The sequence below is a fragment of the Methylobacterium sp. Leaf112 genome (genome assembly GCF_001423295.1).
GTDB lineage: Bacteria > Pseudomonadota > Alphaproteobacteria > Rhizobiales > Beijerinckiaceae > Methylobacterium.
Genome location: NZ_LMNG01000005.1, coordinates 1 through 24,102, shown reverse-complemented (window position 1 = coordinate 24,102; position 24,102 = coordinate 1). Strand labels below are relative to the sequence as shown.

Below are 24,102 nucleotides of genomic sequence, written 5' to 3'. Positions count from 1 at the left end.
CGTGAAGGGGAATGCTGCCATGACGACGAACGCTTCGCGAGCGACGGTCGATTTCGACGCCTTCGCGCGTGATCTGCAGCAGCCCCAAGGGCCCGCTTCGCATGGGCTTGCTTCGCAAGGGCCCGCTTCACAGGGAGCCGGCCCTCAAGGACAGCCCGTCCGCGCGCCGCAGGCCCATGCCAAATCCGATCCCCTGGCCGAGCTCGCCCGCATCGTCGGCCAGGACGATCCGTTCCGCGCCATCTTGGAGGCCCGCGACGGACGGTCCGACCCGGCCTCGGGCCGGCGCATCGAACCGAGCTTCGTCGATGCGCCCGTGGCGCCCGGCCGCCCGGCCCAACCGCAGGCCCCGGCCCATCAAACGCCCGCCGCGTCCTCGCCGACGGATGCCTTCGACCAGTATCTCGCGTCCGTGGAGCAGGATCCCTATCAGAGCCAAGGAGCCGATTCTGCGCCTCAGGCCGAGCAGGATGCGTTCGCCTCCGGCGAGCGCGCCACCCTGGGCCGGCCGCGTCAGCGCAGCCGCCTCGTCTCCGTCGGCGCCGGTCTCGGCGTGCTGGCAGTCTGCATCACCGGCGGCCTCGCCTGGCGCGGCCTGCATGCGGGCGGCGGCGCCAGCGGCGGCGTGCCCACCATCCTGGCCGACACGGCGCCCCTCAAGATCGCGCCGCAGAAGGCCGACGGCGTCGAGATCCCCGACCAGAACAAGCAGATCTACGACCGCACCGCCAAGGACGGGCAGATCCGCATCGTCAACCGCGAGGAACAGCCCCTCGACGTGGCGCAGGCGGCCCGCTCGGCCCAGCGTACGGGCGAAGGCGGCGCCACCCCCGGCAGTTCCAGCCCGCAGCAGACCGGAACCCTGACCGAATCCCTCGGGGAGCCGCGCCGGGTCCGGACCGTCTCGGTCAAGCCGGACACGCCGGTTCCGCCATCGCAGCCCGAGGCCGCCGAGGCTGCGCCGGCATCCGTGATCCCGACCATGACCCTGCCGGGCGCTCCCGCCGAGGGCAGCACCGCCGCCGGTTCCCTGCGGCCGCGCAGCGCCCGGGTCACCGCGCCCGTGTCGGTTCCGACCACGACGCCCGTGGCCGAGGCGCCCGCACCCGAGCCGGTCGTTCCGGCCCCCGCTCCCGTACCGCGCGTCAAGGCGCCCCAGCGCGTCGCGGCCGTGGCACCGGAGACCACAGCCGCCGTGAGCCCAACGGCTGCGGCCGTCGCCGAATCCCCCGCGCCCGCCGCCGGCTCCTTCTCGGTCCAGCTCGGCGTGCGCGCCAGCGCCGCCGAGGCCCAGGCCGCCTTCAGGCAGCTGCAGGGCAAGTTCACTCAACTCGCCGGCCAGCCGGCCCTGATCCGTCAGGCCGAGGTCAACGGGAAGTCCCTTTATCGCGTGCGCGTCGGGCCGCTGGGCAAGAACGAAGCGACGAGCCTGTGCACCCAGCTCCAGGGTGCCGGCGGCCAGTGCTTCGTCGCCAAGAACTGAGGCCTAGAACCACCGCCCGGAGAAGAACCGAGGTTCTCGCTCCCTGCGGAGCGGTGCCGGCCGAGGCTTTCGGCTTGCGTCCGCCCGCCGTTCCGTCCGATTCTCCCTCCCAGCGCTTCCCGTCGCGCCGCCGGCCCGGCCCAAGTGGGCCGGCGCGCGTCACCGAGTCCCGAGGACGCCGCGTTCATGACCACCCGTGCCCTGATCCTCGGTTGCGCCGGCAAGTCCCTCTCGGCGGAGGAGGCCGCGTTCTTTCGCGACGTGGCGCCCTGGGGCTTCATTCTGTTCAAGCGCAACATCGGCACGCCCGACGAGGTGCTGGCGCTGACCCGGGCCTTGCGCGACACCGTGGGCCGCGCCGACGCGCCGATCCTCATCGATCAGGAGGGCGGCCGGGTGCAGCGCATGGGGCCGCCGCACTGGCCGGCCTATCCGGCCGGCGGGCGTTTCGGGCGCCTCGACGGCTCGGCCGTCGCCATGGCCGAGCTCGGCGCCCGTCTCATGGCGCACGATCTGGCAAACGTCGGCATCAACGTCGACTGCGCCCCCGTCCTCGACGTGCCCGTGGCCGGTGCCCACGACGTCATCGGCGACCGGGCCTACGGCACCACCCCCGAGCGCGTCGCCGAGATCGGCCGGGCCGTGGCGCTGGGCTTGATGCAGGGCGGCGTGCTGCCGGTGATGAAGCACATCCCCGGCCATGGCCGCGCCGGATGCGACAGCCACAAGGGCCTGCCCGTGGTGGACGCCGACCTCGCGAGCCTCACGGCGCAGGATTTCGCACCGTTCCGTGCCCTGGCCGACCTGCCCATGGCCATGAGCGCCCACGTGGTCTTCACCGCCCTCGATCCCGACCATCCGGCGACGCAGTCGGCCCTCGTCATCGAGCGGGTGATTCGCGGGATCATCGGCTTCGACGGTCTCCTGATGACCGACGACCTGTCCATGCACGCGCTCCAGGGCGGGTTTCGCCCGCGCACCGAGGCCGCGTTCGCGGCGGGGATCGATGTCGGCCTGCATTGCAACGGCGATCTCACGGAGATGCGCGGGGTGGCCGAGGGCGCGCCGGCCCTGGCCGGAGCGTCCCTGCGCCGGGCGCACGACGCCCTCGCTCGCCTGCCCGCCGGAGCGCCGGCCTTCGACGTGCGCGAGGCGCGTGCCCGGTTCGAGGCCGCCTTGGCGATGGCTGCCTGAGCGGGCCGACCCCCGGAGCCGGCGCGGCATTCCGCCTCGCTCCCGCCCGGGAACGGGCCTCGTCGTTCGCTCACGCGAGCGCACTGGTTTCCAAGCGGTTCTTGTGCTGGGCGGGCGCGATCCTTAGGTTCGCCGGAACTGGATCACACGCGTGGGTGCCGTGCGGGCTTCGAGCCCCCCGGCGCGGGAGGTTGCCATGGGCAGCATGAGTATCTGGCACTGGATCATCGTCGCCGGCATCGTGATGCTGCTGTTCGGGCGCGGCAAGATCTCCGACCTGATGGGCGACGTCGCCAAGGGCATCAAGGCGTTCAAGAAGGGGATGGCCGAGGACGAGGCGCCCACGGCCGTGCCGCCGCCGAGCACGGGCGAGCCCGTGCGGACCTTGCCGCACCAGGGCGAGCCGGCGACCGCCAACACCGTCACGGCCGACCGCAAGGTCGTCTGAGCGCGCGGCGTTTCGCGTGACGGCGGGGCCCGGCTTCGGCCGGCCGGCGCCGGGGTCTGGCGGAACCCCGCGCGACCTGCGATAGGCACCCCGCCGTCACCGGCATCGCGCGAGCGCGGGACAGTCCACGAATGTTCGACATGAGTTGGGGCGAGGTGATGCTGATCGGCGGCGTCGCCCTCATCGTCATCGGTCCAAAGGACCTGCCCAAGGCCCTGCGCACGGTCGGGCAGATCACGACCAAGATGCGCCGGATGGCAGGCGAGTTCCAATCGCAGTTCAACGAAGCGGTGCGCGAGGCGGAGTTCGACGAAATCCGCCGTGAGGTCGACGGGGTCCGCAAGGCCGCCGGGACCATGGGGCCGGTGTTCAATCCGGTCCAGACCATCCGCGACGAGATCAAGGGCGCCGTGGACGGTCACACCAAGACAACGCCGTCGCCGACCCAGCCGCTCGCCAACGTCGCCGCCCAGCTCGCCGAGAGCGATCCGGCGCCCGCCCCCGAGCCGGCTTCGATCGACCCCGCTCCCTTCGCCGATCCCCTCGCTTCCCCGCCGCCGGCCGAGACGCCGGACCGTCCGGTCGTGGCCAGGAATTCCCCGGCCAACTCGCAGCCCGATCAAGCCCGATGACCAACGCCACGGATGACGCCGACATCGAGGCGTCGCGGGCCCCGCTCCTCGACCACCTCATCGAATTGCGATCGCGGCTCATCAAGTCGCTCGCCGCCTTCGTGGTGATGTTCTTCGCCTGCTTCTTCGTCTCGCGGCATATCTACAACATCCTCGTCTGGCCCTACGTCTCCATCGTGGGGGCCGAGAACGCCAAGCTCATCGCCACGCATTTCCTCGAGCAGGTGTTCACCAACATCAAGCTCAGCGTGTTCGGGGCCGGGTTCCTGGCGTTTCCGGTGATCGCGACGCAGATCTACGCCTTCGTGGCGCCGGGCCTCTACCGCAACGAGCGCCAGGCCTTCCTGCCCTACCTCGTGGCGACGCCGGTGTTCTTCATCCTCGGCGCCCTGGTGGTGTTCTTCCTGGCGATGCCGCTACTCATCCAGTTCTCGGTGTCGCTGCAGCAGATCGGGCAGCCGGGGGAGGCGACCATCGCCCTCCTGCCGAAGGTGGACGAGTATCTCTCGCTCATCATGACGCTGATCTTCGCCTTCGGGATCGCGTTCCAGCTACCGGTGATCCTGACCCTGCTCGGCCAGATCGGCATCATCGACACGGCGTTCCTCCGCGAAAAGCGCCGCTACGCCATCGTGCTCGTCTTCGTGGTCGCCGCCGTGCTGACGCCCCCGGACGTGATCTCCCAGCTCTCCCTCGCGATCCCGATGATCCTGCTCTACGAAGCCTCGATCTTCTCCGTGGGCCGCGTCGAGCGGAGGCGCGCGGCCAAGCGCAAGGCCGAGGGGCTGGAGCCGTAGGCACGGGGTGAGGGTGGATCGGCTCGGGAGCCGCCCGCCCTTGTCGCGCTGGCGTCGATGCTGCAAAGCCTCGTCGTCTATCCAGAAAGCCTGCGCCCGAGCGACCCCATGCACGACATCCGCGTCATCCGCGAGAATCCGGACGCTTTCGATGACGCACTGCGCCGTCGTGGGCTGGCGCCGCTCGCGGCCGAGCTGATCGCCCTCGACGACGCGCGCAAGGGCGCTACCTCGGCAGCGCAGGCCAATCAGGAGCGGCGCAACGCGCTCGCCAAGGAGATCGGTGGGGCCAAGAAGTCCAAGGACGAGGCCCGCGCCGCCGAACTCATGGAAGAGGTCGCCCGCCTCAAGGACGAGGCGCCCGTGCTGGAGACGGCCCAGGCCGGGGCCGGCAGGACCCTTGACGAGAAGCTCGCCGCGATCCCGAATCGCCCGAACCTCGACGTACCCGAGGGCGCCGACGAGCACGGCAACGTCGAGTACCGCCGGTTCGCGGCGACCCGCCCGCAGCTCGCCACGGGCAAGCAGCATTTCGAGATCGGCGAGGCCTCGGGGCTGATGGATTTCGAGGCGGCCTCGCGGATGTCGGGCGCGCGCTTCGTGGTGCTCAAGGGCCAGCTCGCCCGGCTGGAGCGGGCACTCGGTCAGTTCATGCTCGATCTGCACACGGGCGAGCACGGCTACACCGAGGTGGCGCCGCCGCTCATGGTGCGGGACGAAGCGATGTTCGGCACCGCCCAGTTGCCGAAGTTCCGGGACGACCAGTTCGCGGTCCGTGAGCATTGGCTCATCCCCACGGCCGAAGTCCCGCTGACCAACCTCGTGCGCGAGAGCATTCTGCGCGAGGAAGAACTCCCCTTACGCTTCACCGCCCTGACCCCGTGCTTCCGCGCCGAGGCCGGCTCGGCGGGCCGGGACACGCGCGGCATGCTGCGCCAGCACCAGTTCAACAAGGTCGAGCTCGTCTCGATCACCACGCCGGACCAGTCGGCCGCCGAGCACGAGCGCATGCTGGGGTCGGCGGAAGCGGTGCTGAAGAAGCTCGATCTGCCCTACCGGATCATGACGCTGTGCACCGGCGACATGGGGTTCGCCAGCCAGAAGACCTACGACATCGAGGTCTGGATGCCGGGCCAGGAGACCTTTCGCGAGATCTCGTCCTGCTCGGTCTGCGGCGACTTCCAGGCGCGGCGCATGAACGCGCGCTTCCGGGCGGGCAAGGCGGTGAATTACGTCCACACCCTCAACGGCTCGGGGGTGGCGGTGGGCCGCGCCCTCATCGCCGTGATGGAAAACTACCAGAACCCCGACGGCAGCGTCACGGTGCCCTCGGCACTGAAGGCCTACATGGGCGGGATCGACCGGATCGAGGGACACAAAGTCTGATGCGCATTCTCGTCACCAACGACGACGGCATCCACGCGCCGGGGCTCGAAACCCTTGAGGGGATCGCCCGGGCCATCTCCGACGACGTCTGGGTGGTGGCGCCCGAGACCGACCAGTCGGGCGTCTCGCACTCCCTGTCGCTCAACGATCCGTTGCGCCTGCGTCAGGTGTCGGAGAAGCGCTTCGCCGTGAAGGGCACGCCGTCCGATTGCGTGATCATGGGGGTGCGCCACATTCTCAAGGATCATGGGCCGGACCTCGTCCTGTCGGGGGTCAACCGCGGCCAGAACGTCGCCGAGGACGTGACCTATTCGGGCACCATCGCGGCGGCCATGGAGGGGACGATCCTCAACGTGAAGTCCATCGCGCTGAGCCAGGCCTACGGGGCCGGCGGCCGGGGCGCGATCAAGTGGCAATGCGCGGCCGAGCACGGCCCGGGGGTGGTGCGCAAGATCCTGGAGATCGGGATCGAGCCCGGCATCGTCGTCAATGTGAACTTTCCCGATTGCGAGCCGGGGGAGGTCCAGGGCACGTCGGTGACCGCGCAGGGGTTCCGCAATCAGGCGCTGCTCGCCATCGACGCGCGCCAGGACGGGCGCGGCAATCCGTATTTCTGGCTGGCCTTCGCCAAGGCGACGTTCCAGCCGGGGAACGGCACCGACCTCAAGGCGATCGCCGAGAAGCGCATCTCGGTGACCCCCCTGCGCCTCGACCTCACGGACGAGCCGAGCCTGACCCGATTCGCGCAGGGCTTTTCCGGCTGAGGCCGAGCGTCCCATGGCGACGGACGGCTCCATCGAGGCGGCGGCCTTCGTCATGGCCCTGCGGGGGCGGGGGGTGCGCGACACCGACACCCTGCGCGCCCTGGAGCGGGTGCCGCGCGAGCGCTTCGCTCCGGGCGCCCATCGCGACCTCGCCCGGCGCGACCTCGCCCTGCCGCTGCCCTGCGGGCAGACCATGACGGCGCCGAGCGCCATCGCGGCCATGCTGACGGCACTCGGCGCGCGCCCCGGCATGCGCCTCCTCGAAATCGGCACCGGCTCGGGCTACGTGACCACCCTGCTGCTGCGGCTCGGGGCAGCCCACGTCCACAGCGTCGAGCGCTACGCGCTTCTCGCCGAGGATGCCCGCGTCGCACTCCTGCCCGAGGACCGGGTGCGGGCCACCATCGCGGTGGGTGACGGGCTCGACGTTGGCAGCGTGCCCGAGGGGCGCTTCGACCGCATCCTCCTCAACGGCACCGTAGCCGCCCTGCCGCCCCACCTTTTCGGATTTCTGGCGCCGGGGGGACGTCTCGTCGGAGCACTCGGCTCGGTCGAAACGGCGCGTCTCGTCGTTCTCGCAATGGGGGCCGACGGCGTCGTTCAGGAGCGTATCGGCGGTGGGTTGCGGCTCGCACCGCTGACCCCGGGACGCGCCCGCGTCCTGTAATGGAGCAACGCGCAGGGTTCCCGATCGACGCGAACGTGGTGAATCGGAACGGTTGTTTAACCTGAATCCCGTTTGAATGACGTCATCAAGTTGCGTCAGGTCAGACAGGTGCGTCGATGCGGGTTCGCGGGACTGGTCGAGGGTTGAAGACGCTGTCGCGCTTCGCACTCATCGGAGTGATTGGAGGCGGCGCGGCCGCCTGTTCGTCGGATGCGTCGCGCCTCGGCGACCCCTTCGGCAATCCGTTCGCTTCCAATATGGCGAGCGAGCCGGTCGCCACGGGGAGCCTTCCGGACGGGGAGATCGCCCCGGCTCCGGTGGTGCGCACGAGCCGCATCCAGTCCCAGGCGCTCGGCGCCCCCGGGGTGGCGATGTCGCCCCGGCCCATGGCCGCGGTGCCGCCGGCCCCCCGGGCGCAGACGAGCCGCGTCGCCTCGACGGAGCCCGTCTCCGGCATGGTGTCCGGCATGAACCCGGATGCGGGCCGCGCCATGACGACCCGCACCGTTCCGGCGGCGCCCGCTCCCAAGGTCGTCGACCGCGCCGCCGAGCGCAAGGCCGCCGAAGCCGCCGCCCTGGCTGCCCGCAAGGAGGCCGAATCCGAGAAGCTCGCCGAGGCGCGCCGTCTCGTCGAGACCAGCAAGGCCGCCGAGAGGAAGGCCGCCGAGGCCAAGCTCACGGACGCCCGCAAGCTCGCCGAGGCGAAGAAGCTCGTCGAGACCCGCAAGGCCGAGGCCGCCAAGGCGGTGGCCGAGTCCAAGGCCGCCGATGCCAGGAAGGCGCATCCGCGTCCGGGCCAGGCCGTCGCCAAGGCCGACGACAAGGCCGTGCGGAAGATCGAGATCAAGGAGGCCAAGGCCGAGACGAAGCCCGATGCCGCCAAGGTGAAGGCCGACGCGGCCAAGGAGACGGCGAAGAAGGCCGCCGAGGCCGAGGCCAAGGTCGCCAAGCTCGAAGCCGCCAAGGCGGCCAAGCAGGTTGTCGAGGCCAAGGCCGCCGAAGCCGCCGCCAAGGAAGCTGCCAAGGAAGCCGCGAAGACGCCCGTGAAGGTCGCCGCCGTCGAGACGCCGAAGGCCGAGCCCGCCAGCACCGGCTCGGTCGCGTCCGACACCTCGTTCCGCTGGCCTGCTAAGGGCCGGGTGATCTCGGGCTACGGCTCGTCCGGCAACGAAGGCATCAACATCTCGGTGCCCGAGGGTACGGCGGTGAAGGCGGCCGAGGACGGCACGGTGGCCTATGCCGGCTCAGACGTGAAGGGCTACGGCAAGCTCGTCCTCGTGCGCCACACCAACGGCTACGTCTCGGCCTACGCCCATAACGGCGAACTCGATGTCCGCCCCGGCGAGAAGGTCAAGCGCGGCCAGACCATCGCCAAGTCTGGCGCATCCGGCAACGTGACCTCGCCTCAGCTCCACTTCGAGATCCGCAAGGGCGCGACCCCCGTCGATCCGATGCCGCATCTCGCCAGCAACTGAAGCGGCCCGCAGGGGCTGAAACGAAGAACGGCGGCTCCCCAGGGAGCCGCCGTTCTTCGTTTGGGGAAAGGCGACCTGCCTTCAGCGCAAGAAGTCGCCGAAGGATCGGGGACCGTCGGGGACCGGGATCTCCTTCGTCACCTTGAGGGTGGCGGCGTCGAGGATGCTGAGGGTGTTCGAGCCCCAGTTCGCCACCACCAGGCTCGTGCCGTCGCGGGTGGCGGCGATGCCCTCGGGGTGGTCGCCGACTTCGATGGCCGCGACGCTGGTGAGGGTCTGGAGATTGAACACGCTCACCGTGCCTGCATACTGGTCGGTGACGAAGCCGCGGTTGCCGGCAAGGGCCACCACGTAGGGCCGCTCGCCCGTGGTCACCCGGCCGATTTCGGTGCCGGCCGCGACATCGATCACAGAGACGTCGTTCGAGGTGACGTTGGCGGTGTAGGCGCGGGCGCCCGCCGCATCGAGGGTGAGACCGAACGGGTGCCGGCCGACGGGAATCGTGCGGGTCAGGGCCAGGGTGGCGGCATCGACGACGGAGACCGTATCGCCCTCGCGGTTGGCCACCAGGACCGTGGCGCCGTCCGGCGTCACGGCGATGCCGGAGGGCGAGGCGCCGACCTGGAACTCGGTCTCGAGGCGGGAGCCATCGGCAGGGATCACGAAGACCCGGCTGCCGTACCAATCGGCCACGTAGACGACACCGGACTTCGGGTTCACGGCGATCCCGAGCGGGCCACCCGGCAGGGCGAGGGTGGTGGTGACGGTGCGGGTCGCGAGGTCCACCACCGCGAGGCCCGGGCCCTCGGGGCGGGTGACGTAGGCGGTCTTGCGGTCCGGCGAGAGCGCGATGCCGGCGGGCGCGCCGTCCATGGCGATCTGGCCCACCACCGCACCGGCCTCGAGGTCGACCACGGCCAGGACATTGGCGCCCTGCGCCGTGACGAGGGCTTCTTCGGCGCGTGCCTGCGCCGTGACGAGCATCAGGGCGAGGAGGAGAGGGCCGGCATGACGCCGGCCCTTCCGTGCTGCGCGATGCGAGCGGATGTCGCTCAAGAACCGCTCTTCTCGACCTTGGCCTTGAGGGCGTCGAGACCGGTGCGGTAGAGGCCGCGCACGGCCTTCTGGGACGCTTCGTCGTTCAGCTCGGGCGGCGGATCGTTGTTCATGTAGCCGCGGTAGAACGCGCCGTCCCACGACACTTTGGTCTTGCCGCCGGCATCTTCGACCTTGATGGTGGACGAGTAGTCGTTCACCGGTAGGGTCTTCACGTCGACCTTGGTGATCCGGTACGAGTAGCTCATCTTATCGGCCGAGTACTTGTACAGCTCCTCGTCCACCGTGGCGCCGCCCTTCAGGGTCAGGGTCCGGGTGGCCTTGATCTCGTTGCCGCCCTTGCCCTCGGTCTTCTCGACCGGAGGCAGCCAGCTCATGTCCTGGAAGTTCGAGATCACGGCCCAGACCTTATCCGGCGTGGCGTTGATCTCGACGGTCTCCTCGACCTTCTTGCGGGTGGGGCCGTGCGCCTGGGCGCCGAACGAGACGAGGGCGAAGGCCGCCGCCGTCGTGAGTGCCAAAAACTTCATCGGGGTCTCGTCTCCTCGGGAACACACACTCTTAAGGTGCTGCGGGGGGCTTATCGAGGATGCGGTCGTCGCGCCCGAGGGCGGCGGCGACCTTGTCCTCGATCCAGTCCCAGGCCTCGCGCTCGGCGGGCCCGGCGGTCTTGGCGATCGCGATGGCGTGGTAGCGCATCTCGGTCAAAATCTTGTCGGGGTCCAGCATCTGGAGGCGCGTCGAGAGGATCGCCGCCTCCAGCACGGCGGCCTGCGCCCGGTTGTAGCCGAAGAACGGGATATGGGCGGCGGAATGGACCATGCGTCCCCGATAGCGCGGACGGGTCTCGTCCGGTTCCACCCCCACCACCTCGAATTCGGCGTGGCCGAAGCTGTCGGCGAGGCGCCGGCCGGGAATGCGGTCGCAGGGCAGGGTGGCCCAATCGCGCCGGCCGGTGACGGCGCCGGCGATGACCCGGATGTCGCTGGGGCTCGATGCGGCGAAGACCGGATTGGATTCGAGGTTGAGGATGGTGGGCGACGGCCGGAACGGGGCCAACACCCACTCCGCCCCGTCCTGGATCAGACCGAAGGGCACGAGGTGCAGGTCGCCGGCGGGCGAGGTCGTGGTGACGACGGTCTCGAGGATCAGCGGCACGGCGTTACGCTTTCCCGGCCGGTACGAGCTTGCCGCAGACGATGCGGGCGCCGGCCTCCGACGGCACCTCCGACACCGCATCGGCGGCGGACGTCTCCCCTGGGCCCAAGGTCTCGGGCCGGCCCGCATCGGCCTCGGGCGATGTGGTATCGCGGCTCGCGCCGTCCGGGCCGGAATGCTTGGTGTGCCCGGCCTTCTTGAAGGCGGTGGTGTCCTCGATTTCGGCGTCGGCGGCCGCACCCCAGACCAGGGCCTCGTCCTGTACGTAGCGCTTGCCGAGACGCCAGGCGGTCTCGGCCTTGGTGAGTTCGCCGCCGAGGTAGAAGGCGTGGGCGCCGTCCTGCGCCACGTCGAGATCGGGGAAGAACGCCATGGCGTCGGTGCCGATGGCATGGGTGTCGCGGTTGAACACGTGGATGCCGTCCTCCGCGACCGCGATGCGGTAGTTCGGGTCCTTCACCTCGGCCGCCTGGGCCGCGATCTCGTCCGGGGTCTGCACATAGGGGCGCTTGTCGTGGAGCGCCAGGAGGGAGCGGCCGTAACCTTTCGGCAGGGCCGAATCCGCCTTGGCCGCGTACATCACCCGGCGCGCCGCATCGTGCTCCTCCACCGTGCGGCGGGTGTGGTTCGAGACCTGGACGATGAGCACGTTGCGGACGCTGAGTTCCGAGCACATGCCCACCAGCAGCGCCGTGACCCCGAGGCTGTCGGCCTCGGTGAGCTCGGTGAGATTGCCGGTGCCCATCATCATCTCGATGCCGGGCCAGCGTCGCCGGGTCTCGTGATAGCGCGTGATGGATTCGACGAAGCCGAAATGGATCGGCTCCAGGATCGGGTCGGCCATGTAGGGACGCCCGGACTTCTCCATGCGCTCGATGGCCCGGTCGAGGGAGGCGAGATCGTCGGGCCGCACGGGCACGAGGACCGGCACCGCGTCGGTCTCGAAGGCGAGATCGAGGGTGTCCTCGTTGAGGCTCAGGAGGAAATCGGCGCCCGCCTTGGCGCCGCGGGTGAGTTCGTCGAGGGAGAAGGAATCGACGCTGACCTTGAGGCCGGCGCCCTTCAGGAGGCGCACGCAGTCCTCGAGGTGCGGGAAATCGGTGTCGGGCAGGCCGCCGAGGTCGATGACGTCCGCGCCACGGCGGGCGAGGTCGAGGCCTTTCGCGAGGATCTGATCGGGATTCATCTTGGAGGCGTCGACGATCTCGGAGAAGATCCGCAGGTCGTGGCGCGACAGATCCACCGTGCGTCCGGCGAGGCCGAGATAGGCCGGCAGGTCGACGATCTCGTCGGGGCCGCGCTCCACCGGCAGGCCGAAATGTTGGGCTAGGGCCTCCGGGTTCGCCCGGCAACGGCCCGGCAGGACGATGCGGGTGGCGCCCTCGGGAATCGTCACCCGGCGTCGGATGATTTCTTCGGTCATCAGGGCCGCGACCTTCACCCCGGCATCGGCGATGCTCCAGGCGAAGCGATCGGCCGGGAGCGTGGCGGCGACCTTCTCGAGGCGCGCCTTGGCCATGCGGCCGGTAATGAAGACGAGGTGTTCGGGGGTGCTCATGCGGCGGCCCTGGTCTCGGCTGGGCCACGCAGGACGACGGCACCGGTGTAGCGCGCCGCGAAGGCCGGGAACGCGGCGTCGACGAGGCCGAGACGGGCGAGATCCTCGAACGATGCTCCCATGGGCACGAGGGCGGATTTCACCAGGACGCAGCGCGGCGCGTTCCATTGCGTGGCGAGCCACACGGCGAGGCTGTCGGAGGTGACGTCCCAGGTCTCCGGGATGTCGGGATGCCCGGCCTTGAGGGTGATGGGGTCCCAGACCGGCACACCGCCGCGGGCGAGGATCGCCGATGCCGCATCCCACGTCGTGGCGATGGCCAAGCGCGGCTCGAACGCCGAAAAGATCTCGGCCATGCGGCCCATGGCGTCGAGGGCGAGGCGGTGGGCCAGCGCATCGCCGAAGCCGAGCGCCGCCTGAGAGGTCCGCACGGCCTCGGCGAACGGGCCGCCGCCGGGGACCACCACGCAGGGGCCGTCCCGGCCCTCCGCGAGGCCGGCGAGGACAGCGCGCAGGCGGCCGGCGTCGGACAGGAGGCTGCCGCCGACCTTCACGACCATGACTTCGGAACTCATGCGGCGTCTCGGCGGGCGCAAGCGCGCAAAATCCGCACGGCCTCCGCCACCCGGGCCGGATCGAGGCCTTTCGTGCGATCGCTGTCGTGGCACAGGCCGCCGCGGAAGCCGAGGTAGTGCGGGCCGACGGGAGCCAGGCTCTTGATGTCGGCGAGCGCGAGGGAGCCGGCGAGGCCCGAGACGAGGTCGTGCCGACGGCAGGCGCGGGTGAAGGCCGTCAGGACCGGAATCGGCAGGAGGTCGGGCAGGCGGCGCCCGTCCTTGGTCGCCGTGTCGATCATGGCACCGACGAATCCGGCCGCCGCCACACGCGCCACGAGAGCGGGCGCGGGTTCATGCTCGGCGAACAGCACGGCGATGAGCCGGCCGGGCGCGGCCGCGGCGGCCTCGGCCAGTGCCGTGTCGGGAAAGCCCCCTTGCACGGCGACTTTCACGTAGTTCACCCCCGTGGCGGCCATGGCGGCGACGCAAGGGGCGAGGGCGGTCGCGTCCGTCGGCTCGCCCGCCACGGCGCTGGTGACGGCACGTCCAGCGATGCGATCGACGAGGGCGCGCACCGTCGTGACGGGGAGGGCACCGAGGGCCCCCCGGTCCGGGTCCTTGGCATCGACCAGATCCGCGCCCGCGGCGGCGGCGGCCAGGGCCTCGTCGGCGTCGCGTACGCTCACGAGGAGACGCGGAACGGCGTCGTCGGGATACGCACCGCGTTCGAAGGGGGAGGGCATCAACAACGGTGGTTTCGACTCGCTCGGACTCATGGGATCGGCAACGTTCGGGATCGGCAACGTTCGGGATCGACAACGTTCAGCTGGCTTTCCGCGCAACCCTGCGCGGATGCGACGTTGGCCCTAGCAAAAAACCGGACGCATCACGAGCGGTTCGGTAGGGGTTCGGCGAGCAGGCGGTTCTTCACCACCCAGCGCATGGCATGCGCCCAGGTGTCGTCGGTGTCGGCCCGGATCACCACCCGGCCGCCGCGCACGATCTTGCCGGTGGCGGCCTCCGCGATGGTCACCGTGAGGTTGAAGATCTGATTCGAGCCCTTCTCGACGTAGCCGCTGATGGCGAGGTCCGCCCCAAGGGTCTTGGCGATGCTGGCGGCGCAGCCGTCGCACTTGTAGAGCGGTGCTTGCTTGGCGATCTCGGCGGCCTGCGGCGCGACGTCGATGGGCTCGACCGCTTCACCGAGGGCCTTGCGCAGCTCCTCCGTGACGAGGCCGAGGCGCCGGGTCTCGTCCGGCCGCGCCTTACGGCCCCCGACCACGCCGGGATCGAACAGTTCGATGCCGAAGATCGCCGCTTTCTCGGGGGCGGCTTGTGCGGGCGCTCCCACGGCCAGGGCCAGCAGGAGACCGAGGCTCGCGCAAACGTGTCCGGCACGGGGGAGGGGGATCGGTCGCGTCATGACTTCGCTCGTCTCGCGTCGGGCGCAGCCCGGGCCTGTCGGCAGGATGATACCCGAACCACCGGCTGGCAACGCCGGGGGAGGCAGGGTGATCCCTGCATCCCGGCGGTATCCTGCCGCGTGCACCGTGCGCCCGGAACGGCTCGGGCTGCAGGCGGGGTTTATGGTTTCCTTATCAAACGCCGATTGAGCGTGGCGGAACAATGTTGTTAGCGTGATCGCCTCATGCAGGCTTCGACGCGCTCCCCCCTCGCCCCATTCGCTCTCCTCCTCGGGTTGTGCGGCTCGTGGTGTCTCCCCGCCGTCGCGCAGGAGCTCGCACGCTCGGAGGCGGCGGCGGCTCCGACGCCCGCCGCGACGGAAACCCGGATCGGGCTGATCTACCGGCCCGAGCTCGCCCCCTCCTCCTACGATGCCGAGGCCGCGCCCGAGGACGAGGGCGTGGCCGGCGCCCGCATGGCGATCAAGGACAACAACACGACCGGCCGCTTCACCAAGCAGACGTACGCCCTCGATGAGATCGCCCTCGACGCCACGAAGAGCCCCGTCGATGCCGCCCGCGAACTGACGGGGCGGGGCATCAAGTTCCTCGTCCTGGCACTTCCCGCCGACGCGGTCCTGGCCGTCGCCGATGCGGTGAAGGGGGAGGGCGTCACGGTCTTCAACGTCGCGGCCCCCGACGACCGCCTGCGCGGAGTCGATTGCCGGAGGAACGTGTTCCACGTCTTGCCCAGCCGGGCGATGCAGACGGACGCGCTGGCGCAGTTCTTCACCCTGATGCGCTGGCGCAAGATGTTCCTCATCACCGGCCCGCAGGACGGGGACCGGCTCTACGCCGAGGCGTTCAAGAACTCGGCCCGCAAGTTCAACCTCAAGATCACGGCCGAGAAGCCCTGGACCTTCGGGCCGCTCGCCAAGGCGCGGGGCGACACGCCGACCCGCTCCGAGGCGATGGTGTTCACCCGCGGCGTCGATTACGACCTCGCCATCGTGGCCGACGAGGCCAACGACTGGGGCGACTACGTCCCGTTCCGCACCGTCGATCCGCGCCCCGTGGCCGGCACGCAGGGGCTCATCGCCACCACCTGGCATCCGACCCTGGAGACCTGGGGTGCGGCGCAGGCGCAGAACCGGTTCCGGCGCCAGGCCGGGCGCCTCATGCGGCCCCTCGATTACCAGGCCTGGGCGGCCGTGCGCTCCATCGGCGAGGCGGCGACGCAGAAGAAGACCGCCGACCCCGCCGTGCTCGCACCCTACTTCGCCGACCCCGCCTTCAGCCTGCCGGCCTACAAGGGCGTATCGCTCACCTACCGGCCGTGGGACCACCAGTTGCGCCAGCCGGTGATCGTGGTTCAGCCTAAAGCCATGGTCTCGGTGGCGCCCGAGCAGGGCTTCACCCACCAGCGCACGCCGCTCGATACCCTCGGGATCGATCTCCCCGAGACCACCTGCAAATTTCTCTGACGGGGGTCCCTGATCGACCGGGGCCTGCGGCAATGGGTGACCGTCCCGCTTGCGGTCCGGCGCTCCCCGTGAGACGGGGCTGCACTATAGTAACGCTGCATGCCCAACCGCGCGCGAGACAGCGGTGGGCGCGAGGAGGACACAGGATGAGCCGCGGCTTCAAGGCGAACGCGTCGGGATCGGTCTTGGCATGGGCGCTCCTCGCCGCCACGACTCTCGCCGGGACCGGTTCGGCCAGCGCCTACACCGTCTACGTGACCAACGAGAAGGGCAACTCGGTCAGCGTCATCGACAGCGAGACCCTGGCGGTGACGGGCACCTGGAAGGTCGGCCGCCGCCCCCGCGGCGTCACCACCAGCAAGGACGGCAAGGAACTCTTCGTCTGCGCCAGCGACGACGACCGCATCGACGTCCTCGACACCGCCACCGGCAAGGTGGTGCGCTCGCTCCGCTCGGGGCCCGATCCGGAGCAGTTCATCCTGGGGCCGACGGGGAACCTGCTCTACGTCGCCAACGAGGACGACAGCCAGGTGACGGTGATCGACGTCGAGAAGAACAAGGTCATGGCCGAGGTGCCCGTGGGCGTCGAGCCGGAGGGGATGGGCCTGTCGCCCGATGGAAAAATCCTGGTCAACACCTCCGAGACCACCAACATGGCCCACTTCATCGACACCACCACGTTCCAGGTGATCGACAACGTGCTGGTGGATGCCCGCCCCCGCTTCGCCGAGTTCACCGCAGACGGGAAGTTCCTCTGGGTCTCGGCCGAGGTCGGCGGCACGGTGAGCATCATCGATGTCGCCGCGCGCCGCGTGGTCAAGAAGATCACCTTCAAGATCCCGAGCGTGAACGACGAGGCGATCCAGCCCGTGGGCATCCGCATCACCAAGGACGGCTCGAAGGCCTTCGTGGCGCTGGGCCCCGCCAACCGCATCGCGGTCATCGACGCCAAGACCCACACGGTGGAGAAGTACCTCCCCGTCGGCCAGCGCGTCTGGCAGCTCGCCTTCACCCCCGACCAGAAGCTGCTGTTCTCCACCAACGGCTCGTCGAACGACATCTCGGTGGTGGATGTGGCCGCCGAGAAGGTGGTGAAGAGCATTCCGGTGGGATTGCTGCCGTGGGGCGTCGCGGTCTCACCGAACTGATCTTTTTGGGTGCGTTCGCCCTTTCCGGCGTGGGGAGGCGAACGCCATGGGGCGGCAAACGGGAGGATCCGCGGACGTGATGAAGCGAACGATGCGTGCGGCGGCCCTCGGGCTCGCGGCCTGGATGATGGCCGGACCTGCCTCCGCCGTCGATCTCACCAAGAAGCGGTCGAACCTGCCCGATCTCGTCCTCGGCAACGAGGAGGGCAATGACTACGTCGTCGAGAACCGGGAGATCGAACTCGAATCCGGCAAGGCCTACCGCCTGCGCATCGTCGCCAAGGGCCGGCAAGAGTACAAGTTCTACGCCACCGAGTTCTTCCGCAACATCTGGTTCAACCAGATCGTCATCCAGCACCTCGAGATCCACGGCAGCGGTCCGCCGGACCACCTCGAATTCGACGATCCGGGCGAGATCGCCATCGAGTTCGTGACGATCAAGCCGGGCGAATACCCCTGGTCAGTCCATGGACTGGAGTCCAAGGGCATGACCGGCAAGTTCATCGTGAAGTAGGGGATGTTCATGCGCTTGCCCCTCCTCGCCCTCGCTGCCGCCGTCCTGGCGAGCCCGGCGCTCGCCGACGACAGGACCGCCTGCACGGACGGCATCGGCATGATCCGGATGGAGCTCGGCAAGAACCCGGCCGAACCCCTCCAGGGCAAGCTCAAGAAGGCGCTCCGAGTCGCCGAGCGCGAGCTGGGCGAGGGCGAGTTCGACGAGTGCCTCGACGCCGTCGGCGACGCCCGCCGGGCCCTGAAGCCTTGAGCGCCGACCTCGTGACGGAGAGCACCGCCCTCGAGGTCGCGAACGTGAGCCATCGTTTCGGCTCCCGCGCGGCCCTGTCCGACGTGTCCCTCAGCGTCGTTCGCGGCCGGTTCACCGCCCTCCTCGGCCCCAACGGAGCCGGCAAGACGACATTGTTCTCGGTGATCACGCGGCTCTACGCCAACCAGGACGGACGGGTCTCGATCCTCGGCCATGCCCTCGACCGGGAGCCGAGCCGGGCGCTCGCCCGCCTCGGTGTGGTGTTCCAGGCCCGCACCCTGGATACCGACCTCACGGTGGCGCAGAACCTCCTCTACCATGCGAGTCTCCACGGCATGACCCGCAGGGCGGCCAAGGAACGGATCCAGACGCTGCTCACCCGCGTCGGGCTCCTTGATCGGCGCGACGACAAGGTCCGGACCCTGTCGGGCGGCCAGTCCCGGCGCATCGAGATCGCCCGCTCCCTCATCCACGGTCCGCGCCTGCTTCTGCTCGACGAGCCCACCGTCGGCCTCGACCTCGAATCGCGGGCCGACATCGTCGCCATCGTGCGGGCGCTGGTGCGCGAGGAAGGCCTGTCGGTCCTGTGGGCGACCCACATTTTCGAGGAGATCGAAGCAGGCGACGCCGCCATCGTCCTGCACAAAGGCCGCGTGGTCGCACGCGGCACCGCCGGCTCCATCGCCCAAGGAACCGAGTCCTTGGAAGCCGCCTTCCGCCGCCTCGTCGCCGAACCCGCCAAGCAGGCCGCATGAGCAAGACCCTCGCACCGGCCCCCGTCGACAAACCCGTGACTCATCTCGGACGCCTCGACGCCGTCGGCTACCTCATCTGCCTTGGCGGTATCGTTCGGCGCGAGCTGCTGCGGTTCTTCAATCAGAAGGAGCGGTTCTTCTCCGCCTTGGTGCGGCCCCTGGTGTGGCTGTTCATCTTCGCGGCGGGGTTCCGCAACACGCTGGGCGTCTCCATCGAGCCGCCCTACCAGACCTACGTGCTCTACGAGGTCTACGTGGTGCCGGGTCTCGCCGTGATGATCCAGCTGTTCAACGGCATGCAATCGTCCCTGTCGATGGTTTACGACCGCGAGGTCGGCTCGATGAAGGTGCTGCTTACCAGCCCCTATCCGCGCTGGCTGCTGTTGCTCGCCAAGCTGATCGCCGGCGTCACCGTCTCGGTGGTGCAGGCTTACGCGTTTCTGGCCATCGCCTGGTTCTGGGAACTCGACATTCCGACCATCGGCTACGTCGCGGCCCTGCCCGCCTTCATTGCGGCGGGGCTCATGCTCGGCTCCATCGGCTTGCTGCTGTCGTCGATGGTCAAGCAGCTCGAGAATTTCGCCAGCGTGATGAACTTCGTGATCTTCCCGATGTTCTTCGCCTCCTCGGCCCTCTACCCGCTCTGGCGCATCCGCGAATCCTCCGAGAGCCTCTACCTCATCTGCATGGCGAACCCCTTCACCCATGCGGTGCAGCTCGTGCGCTTCGCCCTCTACGGGCAGTTCGCACCCGTCGCCTGCGCGGTCGTCCTCGGGACGACCCTCGCCTTCTTCACCCTCGCCGTCGTCGCCTACGATCCCGGCCGTGGCATCATGGCCCGGCGCGGTGGCCCGGCCGGAGACCCCGCATGATCCGCTCCATGATCCGTTCTTGCACCCTCTCGCTCCTCGCCCTCGGTCTGCTGGCCGGACCGGCCCTCGCCCAGCCCAAGGGCGATCCCGATTGGCCCTGCGTCCAGCGCAAGGTCTCCACCCTCAGCCCCGGCACGGTTTGGACCGGGCCGGATCTCGCCGAGGCCGGCGCCTGGGGCGACGATTTCGAGGCGGCGCAACTCGCGCAGAAGATCGCCTCGCGCCGGACGCCGCTCAACGAGGTCGATCCGCTCCTCGACGCCTTCGGCGAGACCGCCGGAGCGGAGAAGGGCAAGCGTCTGACCCGGGTCTTCGCCGGGGTGTTCGAGGTCCTCAACGGCGAGCGCAACAAGGTCATCGCCGGTATTGGCCGCTACGCCCAGGGACAGCGCCGCATGGCCGAACGCATTCGCGACGAGGCCGACAAGATCAGCGCGACGAAGGACGGTCCGAGCGCGCAGGACGCGCGCGACATGCCCAAGGAAGCGTCCGAATTGGAGACCAAGTTCGCCTGGGACCGGCGCATCTTCCAGGAGCGCAGCCAGTCCCTGACCTATGTCTGCGAGGTTCCGACCCTCCTGGAGCAGCGCCTGGGCGAGATCGCCCGCAAGATCCAGGCACGCCTCTGATCTCCCAGGCACGCCTCTGATCTCCCAGGCGCGCCTCTGATCTCCAGGACCGGTCCGCCCCCTGCTCGCCGTGCCGGCGAGGCGCGGGGACCGGTCTTCTCGCTCGGCATTCGGCGCGGCTCCCTTGGAGCCGCGCCGTTCGCGTTTCGGCCTGCGCGATGGCCCGCTTCGATGCGGGCACCCGCTGGCCGGGCTCCAGGTTCCGAATCAGGGAAAAGTCCCAGTGGGTATTGCCAGATTCTCCCGGGTCAATTAGGCAATGCGGCGAGACGGCGTAGCTCGCCGCGGGGGGCTCCGGTACCCCGAGACCAGATCCGCCCTCGACCTCGGAGAACGGTTTCGTTCTGCGTCCTGATTTTAGGAGACTTCTTATGATGACGTCGCGTTTGTCCGCTGCCGCCCTTCTGTTCGCCGCCCTCGGCCTCGGTGTCGCCGCCCCCGCCTTCGCCGCCCCGGCCAGCGTCGCGGCGTTCGATCCCGACAAGGATGGCACCATCGATCTCAAGGAGGCTCAGGCCGCTGCTGCGAAGCAGTTCGACATGCTCGACCCGGACAAGGACGGCACCCTCGACGCCAAGGAGCTGAACGGCCGCCTCACCGCCGCCGAGCTGAAGGCCGCCGATCCGGACAGCGACGGCACCCTCGACAAGAAGGAATACCTCGCCGTGGTGGCTGCGCGCTTTAAGGCCGCAGACCCGGATGCCGAGGGCACCATCGATGCCAAGGAACTCGCTTCGCCCGCCGGCGCTTCTCTTGCGACGCTGTTGCAGTAAGCCGTTCCTCAGGGGCGGCCGTCCCTCAAGGAAATAATTGATGCAGATTCGCTACGTTCTGCCGGCCGCCCTCCTGATGCTCGGTTCTGCCGGGCCTGTCCTCGCCTCCTCCTGTACCGATCAGATCGCCACCATCGAGCGGCGTCTCGACAGCACCGGTGCGGAGAAGGTGACCGGCAAGGAGCCGGCCGGTGGTCCGACGACATCCAACTCGGACAAGGCCCTCGACAAGCCCCCGGCCGGCAAGCCCACCGATCCCTCGACCAAGGCGAGCGCCGGTGGCGTCGCCGAGGCGCGCGACCTGATCAAGAAAGCGCGTACTCAGGACAAGGCCGGCGATACCAAGGGATGTGAGGATACCATGACCCAGGTGAAGGAGAAGGCCGGCGCCCTGCCGTAGCCCTTCCGTCTCCGGCTCGTGTCAGAGAGGGTCGTTCCCGGTCGGGAGCGGCCCTCTTCGCATATCAGGCGAGGGCCATGACGACCTCGGCCATGAGGGGCCTTCGCATCACCTCGGGCTGCGTGCAGGCTTCCGCGAGGGCGACGAGGTCCGGCAAGGGGGCGGAGCAGCGGGCCAGCAGCTCGCCGAGCAGAATTCCCCAAGCCCGCACCTCGATCCGCCGAAGGGACGCGCCGGCATCGCCGGGCGGCAGACGGCAGGCGGCGCCGAAATCGCTCAGGACGGCTTCGCCCATCGTCCCGTCCCACAGAACGTTGTGAGCGTAGAGATCGCCGTGCAGGAGGCCGCCCGCGTGCAGATGGCACGCCGCCGTCGCGATGCTCCGGGCGATGGCACGGACCACCTCCTTGTCGAAGCTCAGGCCAGGCTCGTAGACGTCGCGGCTACAGCTTTCCAGGCTCGGCGGCCCGGACAGCACCCGCCAATCACCGGGCAGGCGCGGCATGATGAGTCCTTGCGCTCCTTCCGGATGATCGACGAGGCGGCCGAGGCCCCCGGTGAGGTTCGGGTGCGGCCCCGCTGCGAGGCATGCCTCCATCTCGCGGTCCGGCAACCCGTCGCTGGTCATGGCGCCCTTGAACATCTTCAGGGCGACGGGCGTGTTCGGGGTGGCAGGCTTGTTCGAGGTGGCAGGCTTGTTCGAGGTGGAAGGCTTGTTCGAGGTGACAGACTTGCCGGCTTCGATTCCGTCGCGTTTCCACAGGGCCGCGAAGACCTGCCCCGATGCGCCCTCGCCGAGACGTTCGCCGACCGCGAGGTCGGACCACGGGATTCTTCTGTCATCCGCCGGTAGGGGACCGCCTTCCAACGGGTTGCCGGCCCAGGTCGGCCAAGCCAGGGACGGCAGCGCTGCGAGCCAAGCCGGCAGGGCATCCAGCGCGTTGGCGGAGAGCCTGAGCAATTCGAGGTGTGCGGCGTCCGCGAGACTTTCGGGCAGGGCGGTGAGTCGGTTTCCCGACAGCATCAGCTTCTGCAACCCTCGCCGTTGCCCGATGGCGTCGGGCAGGCGGGCGATCCGGTTGTCCGTCAGGGTCAGCCAACGCAGGAGCGGCGGCAGGGCCTCGCCGGGAACCTCCCTCAGGCCGCAGCCGCGAAAGCCGATCTGGCTGAGGGCCGGGCAGTCACCGAGCGCGGGCGGCAGCCGGTCGAAGGGATTGCCGGAGCAGAACAGCACTCGAAGCTTGGTCAATCGCCCCAGATCGTCGGGCAAGCGGTTCAAGGAGCCGGCGCCGAGGTCGAGAATTTCCAGGCTGTCGGCGAGACCGAAGAGATCGCGCGGAAACTCCGTGAGGCCGCCTGACAGGCGTAGTTCACGGATGCCGCCGAGATCGCCGCGTCCCAGCGCATCGAGCTGTCGAGCCGTCCCTGCGTTCGTTGTCATGCCGTCGCTCCCGCCCCGATCGTTCGCCCCCGAAAGGGCGTCTTCGATCCGGGCGTGCGGATCAATATGCGTTCTGGGTCCGGAACAGCGACAGGGGCGTCGCGAGCATGATCTTGATGTCGAACAGAACCGACCAGTTTTCGATATAGTGCAGGTCGTGTTCGACCCGGCGCTGGATCTTGTCGCTGGTGTCGGTCTCGCCACGCCAGCCGTTGACCTGCGCCCAGCCGGTGATCCCCGGCTTGACCTTGTGGCGGGGCTCGCCACGCCAGCCGTTGACCTGCGCCCAGCCGGTGATCCCCGGCTTGACCTTGTGGCGGGCGAAATAACCGTCCACCACCTGATCGTAGAGCGTGTTGGCGGCCTTGGCCTGAAGGGCATGGGGGCGTGGTCCGACGAGGGACAACTCGCCCTTGATCACGTTGAACAGCTGCGGCAACTCGTCCAGGGACGTCCGGCGGATGAAGCGGCCCACCGGCGTCACCCGCGGGTCGTTGCGCGTCACCAGCTTGGCGGCTCCCGCATCGCTCTGGGTCACGTACATCGAGCGGAACTTGTAGACCTCGATGAGTTCGTTGTTGAAGCCGTAGCGCTTCTGCCGGAACAGGACCGGACCGGGCGAGGTGAGGGCGACGGCCAAGGCCACGCCGAGCATCACCGGGCTGAGCGCCNTCGTTGTTGAAGCCGTAGCGCTTCTGCCGGAACAGGACCGGACCGGGCGAGGTGAGGGCGACGGCCAAGGCCACGCCGAGCATCACCGGGCTGAGCGCCACCAGCATGGCGAGACCGACGAGGCGGTCGAACACGCTCTTGGCGATGATGTCCCAGTCGGCCATCGGCTTGTCGAACACGTCGAGCACCGGCACCGTGCCGAGGTAGGAGTAGGCGCGCGGGCGCAGGCGCAGYTTCGAGGCCTGGGCCGAGAGGCGGATGTCGATGGGCAGGACCCAGAGCTTGGCCAGCATCTGGAGGATGCGGTCCTCGGCGGTGATGGGGATGGTGAAGATGACGAGGTCGAGGCGGGTGGTGCGGGCATAGGCGACGAGGTCGTCGACGGTGCCGAGCTTGGGGTMCCCCGCCACGACGGTGTCGGAGCGCCGGTCGCCGCGGTCGTCGAACACGCCGACGATGCGGATGCCGGACTCGGCCTGGGCGTCGAGGGCGCGGATCAGGTCCTCGGCCACGGGCCCGCCRCCCACGATGGCCGTGCGCCGGTCGAACCRCCCTCGACCATTTCCTCGAGGAGTATTCCTGGC

General features: G+C 69.3%; 28 protein-coding genes. 18 read left to right on the top strand and 10 right to left on the bottom strand.

Translation table 11 applies throughout. From position 1 onward, the window contains the following. Positions 1-19: 19 nt before the first annotated feature. The 9 genes from ASF52_RS04295 to ASF52_RS04255 all read left to right on the top strand — a co-directional run bounded on the left by ASF52_RS04295 (position 20) and on the right by ASF52_RS04255 (position 8,846). The gene (locus ASF52_RS04295) at positions 20-1,483 is read left to right on the top strand and encodes an SPOR domain-containing protein (protein ID WP_056168201.1); all 1,464 of its coding nucleotides are present in this window, start codon (positions 20-22) and stop codon (positions 1,481-1,483) included. A gap of 186 nt (positions 1,484-1,669) precedes the next feature. Beyond that, positions 1,670-2,677: a beta-N-acetylhexosaminidase gene (gene nagZ / locus ASF52_RS04290; protein WP_056168200.1), complete on the top strand. Its 1,008-nt coding sequence runs from the start codon at positions 1,670-1,672 to the stop codon at positions 2,675-2,677. A gap of 196 nt (positions 2,678-2,873) precedes the next feature. Further along, positions 2,874-3,125: a twin-arginine translocase TatA/TatE family subunit gene (locus tag ASF52_RS04285; protein ID WP_056168191.1), complete on the top strand. Its 252-nt coding sequence runs from the start codon at positions 2,874-2,876 to the stop codon at positions 3,123-3,125. A 131-nt stretch (positions 3,126-3,256) separates the two neighbouring features. After that, entirely contained in the window at positions 3,257-3,757 is a 501-nt protein-coding gene (tatB, locus tag ASF52_RS04280; RefSeq protein ID WP_056168187.1) for a Sec-independent protein translocase protein TatB, read from the top strand. Further along, positions 3,754-4,554: a twin-arginine translocase subunit TatC gene (gene tatC, locus ASF52_RS04275; protein WP_056168184.1), complete on the top strand. Its 801-nt coding sequence runs from the start codon at positions 3,754-3,756 to the stop codon at positions 4,552-4,554. Before tatB ends, tatC begins: the two co-directional genes overlap by 4 nt. Before the next feature lie 108 nt (positions 4,555-4,662). Further along, complete coding sequence (gene serS, locus ASF52_RS04270; RefSeq protein WP_056168384.1) at positions 4,663-5,940, top strand: serine--tRNA ligase; 1,278 nt, start codon at positions 4,663-4,665, stop codon at positions 5,938-5,940. Next, positions 5,940-6,704 carry a 5'/3'-nucleotidase SurE gene (surE, locus tag ASF52_RS04265; RefSeq protein WP_056168181.1) on the top strand — a complete coding sequence of 255 codons (765 nt, stop codon included), beginning with the start codon at positions 5,940-5,942 and terminating at the stop codon, positions 6,702-6,704. The genes serS and surE overlap by 1 nt, the downstream gene beginning before the upstream one ends. A 13-nt stretch (positions 6,705-6,717) precedes the next feature. Continuing rightward, positions 6,718-7,371 carry a protein-L-isoaspartate O-methyltransferase family protein gene (locus ASF52_RS04260; RefSeq protein ID WP_056168177.1) on the top strand — a complete coding sequence of 218 codons (654 nt, stop codon included), beginning with the start codon at positions 6,718-6,720 and terminating at the stop codon, positions 7,369-7,371. Between the two features lie 116 nt (positions 7,372-7,487). Beyond that, positions 7,488-8,846 carry a M23 family metallopeptidase gene (locus ASF52_RS04255; protein ID WP_056168173.1) on the top strand — a complete coding sequence of 453 codons (1,359 nt, stop codon included), beginning with the start codon at positions 7,488-7,490 and terminating at the stop codon, positions 8,844-8,846. An 81-nt stretch (positions 8,847-8,927) separates the two neighbouring features. On the opposite strand, the gene ASF52_RS04250 is transcribed toward ASF52_RS04255, so the two are convergent. The 7 genes from ASF52_RS04250 to ASF52_RS04220 form a co-directional block, all read right to left on the bottom strand. Next, a complete protein-coding gene (locus ASF52_RS04250) occupies positions 8,928-9,830 on the bottom strand; it encodes a beta-propeller fold lactonase family protein (protein WP_056168382.1) in 903 nt (300 codons plus the stop codon). 68 nt (positions 9,831-9,898) lie between these two features. After that, positions 9,899-10,432, bottom strand: a complete 534-nt coding sequence (locus tag ASF52_RS04245) for an SRPBCC family protein (RefSeq protein WP_056168170.1) — start codon at positions 10,430-10,432, stop codon at positions 9,899-9,901. Between the two features lie 31 nt (positions 10,433-10,463). After that, positions 10,464-11,060: a DUF447 domain-containing protein gene (locus ASF52_RS04240; protein WP_056168166.1), complete on the bottom strand. Its 597-nt coding sequence runs from the start codon at positions 11,058-11,060 to the stop codon at positions 10,464-10,466. A gap of 4 nt (positions 11,061-11,064) precedes the next feature. Further along, positions 11,065-12,618, bottom strand: coding sequence for a DUF6513 domain-containing protein (locus ASF52_RS04235; protein WP_056168163.1), 1,554 nt, complete (start codon positions 12,616-12,618; stop codon positions 11,065-11,067). After that, the gene (locus ASF52_RS04230) at positions 12,615-13,193 is read right to left on the bottom strand and encodes an amino acid kinase family protein (RefSeq protein WP_056168160.1); all 579 of its coding nucleotides are present in this window, start codon (positions 13,191-13,193) and stop codon (positions 12,615-12,617) included. The genes ASF52_RS04235 and ASF52_RS04230 overlap by 4 nt, the downstream gene beginning before the upstream one ends. After that, positions 13,190-13,918 carry a (5-formylfuran-3-yl)methyl phosphate synthase gene (locus ASF52_RS04225; RefSeq protein WP_056168157.1) on the bottom strand — a complete coding sequence of 243 codons (729 nt, stop codon included), beginning with the start codon at positions 13,916-13,918 and terminating at the stop codon, positions 13,190-13,192. Before ASF52_RS04225 ends, ASF52_RS04230 begins: the two co-directional genes overlap by 4 nt. A gap of 143 nt (positions 13,919-14,061) precedes the next feature. After that, complete coding sequence (locus tag ASF52_RS04220; RefSeq protein WP_056168155.1) at positions 14,062-14,598, bottom strand: DUF3280 domain-containing protein; 537 nt, start codon at positions 14,596-14,598, stop codon at positions 14,062-14,064. Between the two features lie 225 nt (positions 14,599-14,823). Here ASF52_RS04220 and ASF52_RS04215 point away from each other — a divergent pair, with 225 nt between their 5' ends. From ASF52_RS04215 to ASF52_RS04175, 9 genes are all read left to right on the top strand, one after another. Continuing rightward, complete coding sequence (locus ASF52_RS04215; protein WP_082515186.1) at positions 14,824-16,062, top strand: ABC transporter substrate-binding protein; 1,239 nt, start codon at positions 14,824-14,826, stop codon at positions 16,060-16,062. A gap of 146 nt (positions 16,063-16,208) precedes the next feature. After that, the gene (locus ASF52_RS04210) at positions 16,209-17,210 is read left to right on the top strand and encodes a YVTN family beta-propeller repeat protein (protein ID WP_056168152.1); all 1,002 of its coding nucleotides are present in this window, start codon (positions 16,209-16,211) and stop codon (positions 17,208-17,210) included. 79 nt (positions 17,211-17,289) lie between these two features. Beyond that, on the top strand, positions 17,290-17,724 hold the full coding sequence (locus ASF52_RS04205) for a hypothetical protein (RefSeq protein ID WP_056168148.1): 435 nt from the start codon (positions 17,290-17,292) through the stop codon (positions 17,722-17,724). 9 nt (positions 17,725-17,733) lie between these two features. After that, a complete protein-coding gene (locus tag ASF52_RS04200) occupies positions 17,734-17,976 on the top strand; it encodes a hypothetical protein (protein WP_156368885.1) in 243 nt (80 codons plus the stop codon). Further along, the gene (locus ASF52_RS04195) at positions 17,973-18,731 is read left to right on the top strand and encodes an ABC transporter ATP-binding protein (RefSeq protein ID WP_056168143.1); all 759 of its coding nucleotides are present in this window, start codon (positions 17,973-17,975) and stop codon (positions 18,729-18,731) included. Before ASF52_RS04200 ends, ASF52_RS04195 begins: the two co-directional genes overlap by 4 nt. Then, positions 18,728-19,603, top strand: coding sequence for an ABC transporter permease (locus ASF52_RS04190; protein WP_056168140.1), 876 nt, complete (start codon positions 18,728-18,730; stop codon positions 19,601-19,603). The genes ASF52_RS04195 and ASF52_RS04190 overlap by 4 nt, the downstream gene beginning before the upstream one ends. An 8-nt stretch (positions 19,604-19,611) precedes the next feature. Next, entirely contained in the window at positions 19,612-20,232 is a 621-nt protein-coding gene (locus tag ASF52_RS04185) for a hypothetical protein (protein WP_056168376.1), read from the top strand. Between the two features lie 374 nt (positions 20,233-20,606). Beyond that, on the top strand, positions 20,607-21,005 hold the full coding sequence (locus ASF52_RS04180) for a calcium-binding protein (protein WP_056168372.1): 399 nt from the start codon (positions 20,607-20,609) through the stop codon (positions 21,003-21,005). A gap of 40 nt (positions 21,006-21,045) precedes the next feature. Further along, entirely contained in the window at positions 21,046-21,405 is a 360-nt protein-coding gene (locus tag ASF52_RS04175) for a hypothetical protein (protein ID WP_056168137.1), read from the top strand. A gap of 64 nt (positions 21,406-21,469) precedes the next feature. Here ASF52_RS04175 and ASF52_RS04170 read toward each other — a convergent pair whose 3' ends face one another. From ASF52_RS04170 to ASF52_RS23115, 3 genes are all read right to left on the bottom strand, one after another. Then, a complete protein-coding gene (locus ASF52_RS04170; protein ID WP_056168134.1) occupies positions 21,470-22,846 on the bottom strand; it encodes a leucine-rich repeat-containing protein kinase family protein in 1,377 nt (458 codons plus the stop codon). Between the two features lie 61 nt (positions 22,847-22,907). Beyond that, the gene (locus ASF52_RS23120; protein WP_443136651.1) at positions 22,908-23,501 is read right to left on the bottom strand and encodes a sugar transferase; all 594 of its coding nucleotides are present in this window, start codon (positions 23,499-23,501) and stop codon (positions 22,908-22,910) included. 17 nt (positions 23,502-23,518) lie between these two features. Beyond that, a partial coding sequence (locus ASF52_RS23115) for a sugar transferase (protein ID WP_443136649.1) occupies positions 23,519-24,102 on the bottom strand: 584 nt, incomplete at both ends.